Here is a 10,614-nt window from a genome sequence, read left to right as displayed (position 1 = left end):
CGCCAGCAGCGAGGAGCCGTCTGTCTAGATTTCAGTGTTTTCGGCAAGGGCCAGAGCGTCCTCCACGTCGATGCCGAGATAGCGCACCGTATTCTCGATCTTGGTATGGCCGAGAAGGATCTGGACAGCCCGCAGATTGCCCGTCGCTCTGTATATGATCGATGCCTTCGTTCGCCGAAGCGAGTGAGTGCCATATTCGCTTCGCATCAGGCCGACTCCTGTCACCCATTCGTCGACAAGCCGAGCATACTGACGTGTGCTGAGGTGCCCATTGTGATCAACCCGGCTCGGAAAGACATAATCGTCCACCGTGCCTCCGCGGCGTTCAAGCCATGCTAACAAGCTAGCTCGAGCATCCGGAAGCAGTTCGAACTGGACCGGCCTATTCGTTTTCTGCTGCATCACGATCACCCGCGTCCGGACCTGGCCGCCGCTGACCACGTCACCGATTTTGATCCGCACGAGATCACAGCCCCTGAGCTTGCTGTCGATTGCAAGGTCGAACAGCGCCCGATCTCGCAAGCGGCGGCGTTGATTGAGGTGAGATCGGATCTCCCATATTTGCTTTGGCTTCAGCGCGCGCTTAGCGCCCACGGTCCATGATCGTTCTCCAGTGGCCAGAGTGGCCGTCCGAAGAACGCTTCGGCGCCTGATGAGCAGACTACCCCGAGGCGCCTGCCGACCAACTCACGCCATTCGCCCGCGAGCCATAAACGGCAGCTTCTGGCGAGACCTGTCGTTTGCCTTTCGAAAAGCCGCTTGGCAGCAACGCGCCCCGTACTCGGTCATCCGGCGTAGGCACGGGCGATCCTAAAAACGGACGCTCTATCCGCTAGGAAGCTGCGACCGCTATTGGGTCGATTATGTTGAAAAACTCTGCCGACATTAGCAACGGCCAGAAATCAAGCAACGTTATTACAGCAAGATAGTTAATACTGAACAATTATGAGCAAATTGAAATGTAGCACGACTGATCGTTACTCTCTCCAATTGTCCACTCACCCCTTGGGAGTTTTTCAACATAATCGGGTCGGGAGCTGCCAATTGCTCCGCGTGAATTTGATCATCGGATATCCGTTTCCCGCTTTCGCTGCGTAACGTCGAGAATCTGCTAGTCGCGCGCGGTATCGCCCTAGCCATGAGAGGTGCGTTTCTGGTGGAACCGCGTCAGCTCGATGTTCGCAGGCGGTATCCGGCAGCGGGTGTCGAAGATGCGCTGTTTTCGCCACTGGCGGTGGCATGGCTGTGGGCGAGGAGATCGAACGTGATTGCGAGACGCTCTGTACACAACGATTTTTTAGACGTTCGCTGTCGCGGGACGTTGCTCTCGCTGGCGGTAGCGCCCCGGAGAGTTGCCCGTCCATATCTTGAAAGCGCGTTGAAACGTCGCACTATCGGCAAAGCCGAGTTCACCGGCGAGGATCGCAACGGGCACCCGGCTCGTATTGAGTCTCGTGATCGCCAGGTCACGGCGCAGCTCTTCCTTAACGGCGCGAAACGATGTCCGTTCGCGTGCCAAACGACGCTGCAGGGTCGCAATCGACATGCCCATATCATGCGCGATGTCTGGAAGGCCTGGCCAGCCCGGCATAGCGTGCTCGAGTAAGGCTCTTACCCGCGCGCCAGCGCCTGTGCGAACGAGACCTGGTACAATCACGTTGGCGGGTGCGGATTTCAGAAACGTCTGAGCATCTCGGTCGCTGCGCTGCAATGGGCCGGCCAAATCCGCACTGTCGAACCAGGCAGCAGATCGAGATTGCCCGAAAAGCAGCTGACCAGGGAAAATCGCTTCGTAGGCGTCGGCATAGGCCGGCCGATCGAAACTAAAATCGAAGCTTTTCGGACGGGATCCGCTATCCAGCATCCAGACGATCAGCCGCCAGCAGACGCGCATGAGCAACTCATGCGCGAAGGTCGGCAGCACGGTGTCCGGGCGACGAAGCTCCGACGTGATGCCGGTCAGTGCACCTTCCCGCACGCAGGAGAAAATCAGATCGTCCTGCAATATGGTCAGGGTGTGCGCCGCCCGGTCCACGGCCGCCTCGATGGTTTTTGCACCGCGCATCGACCGGACCATCAGTGCGAAGCTACCGGGACGGAGTGGGCGCGAAAGCAACGCGATCGCTTCGTCATCGAGCGCCGCAATCAGCAACGTATACAATCTAACATATTGTTCCGCCGTGACCCTGGCGCCGGGCTCGTCAAGCAGATCCCATGACATGCCGGCCCGCACGACGATTTCCTTGATCAGGTTTGGCTGACTTTCCCAGCGGCTCCGGGCGCCGGACAGTATGCCTTGAACGGCGAAGGCCGGAATTGTGACAGGCGCATAGGGCATTCAGATTTCTCATAGAGTCGGCCAACGGGCCGACGGCCACCGCAGAGGCGTGATGTATTTTGCAATGAATTGGAGAGCAAGCGCAATCGCTGCCGCAGCCGTTCGGACCTAGGATCACCGACAAGCCATGGAAATGGCTCGACCGTCACAGACGGCGATGGGAGAGCGATTTTGCATTTCACTGACGCACTGCACCGCGCGGTTCAGCGACATCCGGACAAGATAGCCGTCCGTTGTGCCGGTGGTGAGCGCAGCTATCGCGACTTCGCCGATCGTGTTGCGCGGCTGGCGGCTGCGTTGCAGCGCCTTGGGATGCAGCCGGGCGACCGCGTTGCGATGCTGTCACTCAATTCAGAACGCTATCTTGAATATCAGTTCGCCGTGCCGCGGGGTGGCGGTGTCCTGAACCCATGTAATATCCGCTGGTCTGCCGCCGAGATCGCCTATTCGTTGCGAGATTCCGGCACAACGATCCTGCTGATCGACGAACGCTTTAGCGGACTTGTCGCGGAACTGCGGTTGGAAGCGCCATCACTGCGCGAGGTTATTTACTGCGGGGACGCGGAAGCACCGGCCGGGATGCACGCCTATGAAACGCTCGTCGCGGCGGCGGCGCCTGTCCCGGACATGATTAAACACACAACCGGTGCGTCAACGAGCGCGCCAAATTCTGGGGAGGGAGCCCGATGCGTACGTTCAACCTGATCTTGTTGTCTACAACCATGCTCACGGCGCTAATGGTGCCTGGGCGCGGCGATGCCCAGACACAGCCCCCAGCCGCCGCCAGCGCGCCGGCGCCTGCGGCAAACGGTCTGGATCAGCCGCAATCGGACGACATCATCGTCACCGCGCAGAAGCGCAGCGAGAATATCAACAAGGTTCCGCTCTCGATTCAAGCGTTCGCCGGCGACACTCTGGCGAAGGCCGGCATCACCGACACCAGTGCGCTGACTGCGGTCGTTCCCGGCCTGACCTTCGCACGTTCTGGCCTCGGCACGCCAATCTACACGCTTCGCGGGGTCGGTTTCAACACGCGGAACCTGTCGGCGACCTCACCGGTCGGCGTCTACACCAATGAAGTTTCGCTTGCCTATCCGTATATGAGCAACGGCCCGCTGTTCGACGTGGAGCGCGTCGAGGTGCTGAAAGGGCCGCAAGGGACGCTTTACGGACGCAACACCACCGGCGGTCTGATCAATTTCATTACGGCGCGTCCGACCAAGTCGTTGGAGGGTTCGTTGTCCGCGACCTATGCCAGCTACAAAACCTATAATTTTGACGGTTTCGTCAGCGGTCCGCTTACGGATACGCTCGGCATCCGCCTTGCATTCAGGACCGAGAATTCCGACGAAGGGTGGCAGCGCAGCGTGACCCGCGACGATCGTCTCGGCAAGAAGAGCCGCCAAGCGTTGCGGGGTTCACTCGACTGGGCGCCGACCGACACGATCTCCTCGCAATTCACCATCAATTACTGGCGCGATCGCTCGGATACGCAGGCGCCCCAGGCCAGCTCGATCAGCCCAGACCAACCCGCGTTCTTGAAGCCCGGCGCGGCCAACAGCGTCCCGACCAACCCAACCGATACGCAAGCTGATTGGGATCCGCAGACCGGGAACAAGCCGCCGTTCAAGGCGCATTCGGACTTCCTGGCCTTATCCGAGCGGCTTGAATTCGCTTTTTCGGATCAGCTTAAGCTCGTTGCCCTGACCGGCTATAATCGGCTCAATCGCAACGATACGAACGAGGCTGACGGCACACCTTTCGAATTCGTGGCGTACAATTCGGCGGGCAGAGTCGAATCGTTCTCTCAGGAGCTTCGCCTGCAGGGTGCGACCGCCGAAGATCGCCTGACCTACATCGTCGGCGGCTATTACTCGCACGACAAGATTTTCGACAGCGAGACGGGCTATGTCAACGACGCAAGCACCATCGGCGCGCTGCGTTTCTTAAGCGGCCGAATTCCGCAGACGATCTATACACCGGCGCAGATCGCCAATGGCTTCCGTAATTTCTACGACAAGACCGACCAGACTGGCACGACCAAGAGCATTTTCGGCAACGCAGAATTCAAAATGTCGTCGACGTTCAAGATCAACGCCGGTTTGCGTTACACCAACGATCGTTTGAGCGCCCGGTCGTGTAGCTATGATTACCAAGGCAACACCGTTCCGATCTTTAACCTGGCCGTGAACTTCCTGACAAAGTCGAGCGCCATTCTGACGCCGAACCACTGCCTGACCTATACGCAGGGCTTCACCGCGCATCACGACATCATCGACGGACAGCTCAATGCCAACAACCTCTCGTTCCGCGCCAGCGCCAGCTACCAGGCGAACTCCGATGTTCTGCTGTATGCATCGGTTGCACGTGGCTACAAGAGCGGGGCGTTTCCGCTGATTGCCGCCAACCTCGACATCCAGTACGAACCGGCAACGCAGGAGCGCGTCTACAGCTATGAAGCGGGTATAAAGTCGAAACTGTTCGACCGCAGGGTTCAGCTCAATGTCGCCGGATTCTACTATGATTATGCGAACAAGCAGATGTTTGGACTCGTCCCTGACCCGGTCTTCACGACACTCAACCGCATCCTTAACATTCCGCGATCGCGGGTTTATGGTATAGAAGGCGAGATTTCCTATCGAACAGGCGGTTTTAACTTCCAGTTGAACGGGACTTTATTGAAATCGGAGATTCTTGAAAACAACGGCTTCAACAATCGCGGCCAACCCGTGAATTTCCGGGGCAAGCAATTTACCTACACGCCCAAGTTCCAGGCGACCGGCTCGATCGATTACCGGCGCAGCGTGTCGGCAACGCTCGGCGTCGATTTCAATGTTAACGGCAGCTACCAGTCGCAGTCCTATGGTGATCTGGAAAATACCAATCCTTACCGCTTGAAACCCTATTTCCTCGCGAATGCGTCGATCGGCCTCTACACCACCGACGACCGGTGGCGGATAAGCGCGTTCGTAAAGAACATCGGCAACGAATATTATTATACGTCTGCCGATTACCTACGAGACTCGTTTATCCGGTTTACCGGCATGCCGCGGACCTATGGCCTGACGTTGACGCGCAACTTCAAATAAATGGAGATGTCTCCAAACGGCTTGTAAGTAGGTCATATTCCGTTGGACGAAGGCGCTGGCATTGCGCGAGGTTGAGCGCGCTCGATGCGGCCGATCTCGCGCAAATGCCATGCGCGCGGATAAATCCGTAACACGTGCGACGTCGAGAAGATCGGGCCATTGCGGCAAAGCGCGTTCGAGCAACGAACTGACATTTGCGCCGCGGGTCGAACGCACGATCAGCCCATGGCTCTCCGGGCGCAGCGGACGTGAGACGCGATCGCTTCGTCGTCGAGCGCCGCGATCAGCAATGCATATAATCTAACATGTTGTTCCACCGTGACCCAAGCCCCGGGTTCGTCAAGCAGATCCCATGACATGCCAGATTCCTCGAACAGATTTGGCTGACTTCCCCGGCGTTCCCGGGTTCCGGACAGCATGCTATGAACAGCGAAGGTCGGAATTGTGACAGGCGGATAGAGCAGGAGAACGCTCCTGTAAAACCGGCAGACGGGCTGGCTGTCGCCGCAGAGGTCTGATGTATTTTGCAATGAATTGGAGAGCAAGCGCAATCGCTGCCGCAGCCGTTCGGACCTAGGATCACCGACAAGCCATGGAAATGGTCGGCCGTCAGAGACGGCTATAGGAGAGCATCTTGCACCTGACTTACGCACTGCATCGCGCGGTTCAGCGCCACCCGGACAGCATAGCGGTCCGTTGTGCCGGTGGTGATCGCAGCTATCGCGACTTTGCCAATCGCGTTACTCGGCTTGCGGGTGCGTTGCAGCGCCTTGGGATGCAGCCGGGCGACCGCGTTGCGATGTTGTCGCTCAATTCAGAACGCTATCTCGAATATCAGTTCGCCGTGCCGTGGGGCGGCGGTGTGCTGAACCCTTGCAATATTCGCTGGTCTGCCGCCGAGATTGCCTATTCGTTGCGGGACTCCGGCACGACGATCCTGCTGATCGACGAACGCTATAGCGGGCTTGCCGCGCAATTGCGCCAGGCCGCGCCGTCGCTGCGCGAGGTCGTCTATTGCGGCGACGCGGAAGTACCGGTCGGGATGCATGGCTATGAAGGCCTCGTCGCTGCGGCAGCACCTGTCCCTGATATGATGCGGCGGGGTGGAGACCTGGCCGGGATCTTCTACACTGGCGGCACGACCGGTTTTCCCAAGGGAGTAATGCTGAGCCATGACAATATCGGCTCGGCGACGATCGCGCTCATCGCCGAGCAACTGACGCCGCGTGATGGCATCTACCTACATGCCGCGCCGATGTTCCACTGCGCGGACTTCTGCGTCGCCGCGGTGCATTGGATGCTGGGGAATACCCATGCGATCATTCCCGCATTCGATCCGCTCGCCTTTGTGGAAGCGGTCGAGCGCGACCGGGTCACCGCCACCGTGCTGGTGCCGACCATGATCCAGATGCTGCTCGATCATCCCGCGATGCGCGAGGATCACGACTTGAGCAGCCTTAAGGGGATTATCTACGGTGCCTCGCCGATTTCGGAAGCCTTGCTCGACCGCGTCATCGCCGCGTTTCCGGAGGTCGCCTTCACCCATGCCTATGGCATGACGGAACTGGCGCCGATGGGGGCGCTGAACCCGCCTTTCTACCATGGCGCGGAGGGCCGAAAGCTCGGCAAGATCCGATCGGTCGGACGAGCGGGGTACGGAACCGAGGTCAGGATCGTCGATGCAGATGATCAGGAAGTTCCGCGCGGCACGGTTGGCGAAATCATTGTGTGCGGCGCCAACGTCATGCTGGGATATTGGCAACAGCCAGAGCTGACTGCCGCGGCGATCCGCGACGGCTGGATGCATACCGGCGACGGCGGCTACATGGACGAAGACGGCTTTGTCTTCATCGTCGACCGCATGAAGGACATGGTCGTGAGCGGCGGCGAGAATGTCTATTCCGCCGAAGTCGAGAATGCGGTCGCCCGGCATCCCGGCGTCGCCGCTGTCGCAGTGATCGCCATACCAAGCGCGGAGTGGGGCGAAGCGGTCCACGCCATCGTCGTCAAACGGTCGTCAGAAAATCCGACCGAGACAGAGATCATCGCGCACTGCCGAACGCTGATCGCTGCCTACAAATGCCCGCGCAGCGTCAGCTTCGTCGAGGCGATGCCGCTCTCTGCCGCCGGAAAGATCCTCAAGAACGAACTGCGCGACCCCTTTTGGCAGGGCCGCGCGCGCAACGTTGCCTGATCCGCCTCCGAATTCGAGAAAGGACAAACATGTCACAGGAAGTATTGGTTGCCGGCGTCGGCATGATCGCCTTCACCAAACCGGGCGCGAACGAGCCCTATCCCGTCATGGCCGCTACCGCGGTCCGCATCGCGCTGGCCGATGCCGGCCTTGCCTATGACAAGGTGCAGCAAGCCTATGCGGGCTACGTCTACGGGGATTCGACCTGCGGCCAGCGCGCGCTTTACGATGTCGGCATGACGGGCATTCCCGTCGTCAACGTCAACAATAATTGCTCGACCGGCTCCACCGCGCTTTTCTTGGCCCGGCAAGCGGTGGCGAGCGGCGCCGCCGACTGCGTCCTCGCGCTGGGTTTCGAGCAAATGAAGCCGGGCGCGCTCGGCATCTATTTCGACGATCGCCCTTCGCCGTTCGAACGCTTCGACGCCGCCGCCGAAACACTGGTTGGCAATAGCGATATCCCGCTCGCGCTGCGGTATTTCGGCGGTGCGGGCCAAGCCTATATGCGCGAATTCGGTATCGGCCTCGATGTCTTCGCCAAGATCCGCGCGAAAGCCAGCCGCCACGCCGCGAACAATCCCTTTGCGGTGTTCCGCCAGGTTGTGACCGAGGAGGACGTCCTTGCCTCGCCGATGATCTGGCCGGGTGTATTGACGCGGCTAATGGCCTGCCCGCCGACGTGCGGTGCGGCGGCGGCGATCCTTTGCTCGCCCGAGTTCGCCAAGACGAACGGGATCGACGCGCGCGTGCGGATCAAGGCGCAGGCGATGACCACCGATCGGCCGGTGTCCTTTGACTCGGGCGATATGCGGCAGGTCGTCGGCGTTGGCATGGCGCGCGAGGCGGCGAACCTGGTCTATGAAGCAGCCGGCATCGGACCCGAGGACATCGACGCCGTCGAGCTGCACGACTGCTTCGCCCAGAATGAGTTGCTGACCTACGAAGCTCTCGGCCTCTGCCCTGCGGGCGGCGCCGAGAAATTCATTGTCGATGGCGACAACACATATGGCGGCAAGGTTGTGACCAACCCGTCGGGCGGGCTGCTGTCGAAAGGCCATCCGCTCGGCGCCACGGGCCTCGCGCAATGCACCGAACTGGTCGAGCAGCTGCGCGGCAGTGCCGACAAGCGTCAGGTCGAAGGCGCGCGCTTCGGGCTTCAGCATAATGTCGGGCTGGGCGGCGCCTGCGTCGTCACGCTCTACGAACGCGTCTGAGCCGGATGCGGTTCGATGATCGACAAAAAATGGATCGGGCACGAGACTGCGGCATCGGTGTTGCCGATCGACCGGTCACGCCTGCAATTCTTCGCCAGGGCGATTGGCGAGACCGATCCGCTGCACCTCGATCCGGAAGCCGCGCGGGCGGCGGGCTATGCCGATGTGCTGGCGCCGCCGACCTTCATTTTCGCAGCTGAACTGGATTCCGGGGTGAGCGACCAGTTGCTCGCCGATCTCGAGATTCCACTCGGGAAGCTGCTCCATGGTGAGCAGAGTTTCACATTCCACCGGTCGGTCTGCGCCGGCGACACGATCACCGTGCGGTCGAGGATCGACGACATCTACGACAAGAAACAGGGCGCGCTCGAGTTCGTCGTCAAGACCGCGCGCGCCGTCAACCAGGCCGGGGAGCTCGTCGCCGAGATGCGCTCGATCCTGGTCTGTCGTCATTGAGCGTGAAGGAGCCGGGAGCGTGAAGGACAGCCGGATGACCCAACCGACATTCGACCAAGTCCGGATCGGCGACGCGCTGCCCGCACTGGCGTTGCCCGTCATCGACCGGACGATGCTGGCGCTCTTTGCCGGTGCGTCGGGCGACCATAATGCGGTGCATATCGACATCGACGTTGCCCGCAAGGCGGGCATGCCAGATGTCTTCGCGCACGGCATGCTGGGAATGGCGTGGCTTGCGCGGCTGCTCACCGGCTGGGCGCCGCAAGCGCAGCTCCGTCAATTTGCGGTGCGGTTCCAGGGCATCACCCATCTCGGCAACGCGATCACCTGCACCGGCCGCGTGCTCGAAAAGCTCGAGCAGGACGGCGAGCGCTGCGTGCGCATCGAGGTCCGCAGCGCGAACCAGTTCGGACAAATCAAGATCATGGGCGAGGCGCTGGTCGCGCTCGGCTGAAGCCATAGTCGAAGGAATGACGGATGACACGGAAGCTTGAAGGAAAAGTCGCGCTCGTTACCGGATCGGGCCGGGGGATCGGCCGCGCCATCGCGGTGAAGCTGGCGTCGGAAGGTGCCCAAATCGTGGTCAACGATCTCGACCTCGAACCCGCCAACGAAACCGTCGCGGCGATTATCGCGGCGGGCGGCAAAGCGGTCTCCTGTCCGGGCAGCGTCACCGCGCCCGATTTCGCCGAACGCTTTGTGGGCACCGCAGTCGAAGCGTTCGGCGGGCTCGACATCATCGTCAACAACGCCGGCTATACCTGGGACAGCGTCGTCCAGAAAATGACGGACGAGCAATGGTACGCGATCATCGACGTCCATCTGACCGCGCCGTTCCGCATTCTGCGCGCCGCCCAGCCGGTCATCCGCAACCTCTCGAAAACCGAGCTAGAAGCGGGCGAACGCCGGGTGCGCAAGATCGTCAACATCTCGTCGGTCGCCGGTCTGTTCGGCAACGCCGGGCAGATCAACTACGCCGCGGGCAAGGCGGGCATCACCGGCATGACCAAAACGCTGGCGAAGGAGTGGGGCCGGCTGAACACCACGGTCAATTGCGTCGCCTTTGGCCTGATCATGACCCGGTTAACCGGCAGTACGGCCGAGGGCGGCACCGCCTCCATCGACGGCCGCGAGATCAAAGTCGGGGTCAATGCCGACCTGCTCGACGCGATGGAGCGCACGATCCCGCTCGGCCGCGGCGGCACGCCCGAAGAGGCGGCGGGCGCGGTCTATCTGCTGTGCATTCCGGAGTCCGATTTCGTCAGCGGGGAAACGCTGATGTGCACCGGCGGCATCACAGGCATCTGACGCATACAGAGAGGA

The 10,614-nt window shown here is 60.7% G+C and carries 9 protein-coding genes; 7 read left to right on the top strand and 2 right to left on the bottom strand.

Annotation, left to right across the window (positions count from 1 at the left end; genetic code table 11):
* Positions 1 to 24: 24 nt before the first annotated feature.
* A complete protein-coding gene (locus ACRECS_RS24885) occupies positions 25 to 594 on the bottom strand; it encodes a tyrosine-type recombinase/integrase (protein WP_431585660.1) in 570 nt (189 codons plus the stop codon).
* A gap of 703 nt (positions 595 to 1,297) precedes the next feature.
* Positions 1,298 to 2,338, bottom strand: coding sequence for an AraC family transcriptional regulator (locus ACRECS_RS24880; RefSeq protein WP_431585659.1), 1,041 nt, complete (start codon positions 2,336 to 2,338; stop codon positions 1,298 to 1,300).
* Positions 2,339 to 2,509: 171 nt separating this feature from the next.
* Between ACRECS_RS24880 and ACRECS_RS24875 the strand changes: the two genes are divergently transcribed.
* From ACRECS_RS24875 to ACRECS_RS24845, 7 genes are all read left to right on the top strand, one after another.
* On the top strand, positions 2,510 to 3,043 hold the full coding sequence (locus ACRECS_RS24875; protein WP_431585658.1) for an AMP-binding protein: 534 nt from the start codon (positions 2,510 to 2,512) through the stop codon (positions 3,041 to 3,043).
* Positions 3,025 to 5,427, top strand: coding sequence for a TonB-dependent receptor (locus tag ACRECS_RS24870; protein ID WP_431585657.1), 2,403 nt, complete (start codon positions 3,025 to 3,027; stop codon positions 5,425 to 5,427). Before ACRECS_RS24875 ends, ACRECS_RS24870 begins: the two co-directional genes overlap by 19 nt.
* A 634-nt stretch (positions 5,428 to 6,061) precedes the next feature.
* The gene (locus tag ACRECS_RS24865) at positions 6,062 to 7,621 is read left to right on the top strand and encodes an acyl-CoA synthetase (RefSeq protein ID WP_431585656.1); all 1,560 of its coding nucleotides are present in this window, start codon (positions 6,062 to 6,064) and stop codon (positions 7,619 to 7,621) included.
* A 29-nt stretch (positions 7,622 to 7,650) separates the two neighbouring features.
* On the top strand, positions 7,651 to 8,835 hold the full coding sequence (locus ACRECS_RS24860; RefSeq protein WP_431585655.1) for a lipid-transfer protein: 1,185 nt from the start codon (positions 7,651 to 7,653) through the stop codon (positions 8,833 to 8,835).
* A gap of 15 nt (positions 8,836 to 8,850) precedes the next feature.
* Positions 8,851 to 9,291: a MaoC family dehydratase N-terminal domain-containing protein gene (locus ACRECS_RS24855; RefSeq protein ID WP_431585654.1), complete on the top strand. Its 441-nt coding sequence runs from the start codon at positions 8,851 to 8,853 to the stop codon at positions 9,289 to 9,291.
* A 34-nt stretch (positions 9,292 to 9,325) separates the two neighbouring features.
* The gene (locus tag ACRECS_RS24850; protein ID WP_431585653.1) at positions 9,326 to 9,745 is read left to right on the top strand and encodes a MaoC family dehydratase; all 420 of its coding nucleotides are present in this window, start codon (positions 9,326 to 9,328) and stop codon (positions 9,743 to 9,745) included.
* 23 nt (positions 9,746 to 9,768) lie between these two features.
* Complete coding sequence (locus ACRECS_RS24845; RefSeq protein WP_431585652.1) at positions 9,769 to 10,599, top strand: SDR family NAD(P)-dependent oxidoreductase; 831 nt, start codon at positions 9,769 to 9,771, stop codon at positions 10,597 to 10,599.
* Positions 10,600 to 10,614 lie beyond the last annotated feature (15 nt).

The sequence above is a fragment of the Sphingomonas sp. genome (genome assembly GCF_050725575.1).
GTDB lineage: Bacteria > Pseudomonadota > Alphaproteobacteria > Sphingomonadales > Sphingomonadaceae > Sphingomonas.
The sequence above is the reverse complement of the archived record's forward strand: the minus strand, read 5'-3'. Positions and strand labels throughout refer to the sequence as shown.

Bases quoted from the DNA above. Each gene is read 5' to 3' on its own strand.
- ACRECS_RS24860 (WP_431585655.1), top strand. From the start codon at position 7,651: ATGTCACAGGAAGTATTGGTTGCCGGCGTCGGCATGATCGCCTTCACC.
- ACRECS_RS24850 (WP_431585653.1), top strand. From the start codon at position 9,326: ATGACCCAACCGACATTCGACCAAGTCCGGATCGGCGACGCGCTGCCC.
- ACRECS_RS24855 (WP_431585654.1), top strand. From the start codon at position 8,851: ATGATCGACAAAAAATGGATCGGGCACGAGACTGCGGCATCGGTGTTG.
- ACRECS_RS24880 (WP_431585659.1), bottom strand. From the start codon at position 2,338: ATGCCCTATGCGCCTGTCACAATTCCGGCCTTCGCCGTTCAAGGCATA.
- ACRECS_RS24845 (WP_431585652.1), top strand. From the start codon at position 9,769: ATGACACGGAAGCTTGAAGGAAAAGTCGCGCTCGTTACCGGATCGGGC.
- ACRECS_RS24870 (WP_431585657.1), top strand. From the start codon at position 3,025: ATGCGTACGTTCAACCTGATCTTGTTGTCTACAACCATGCTCACGGCG.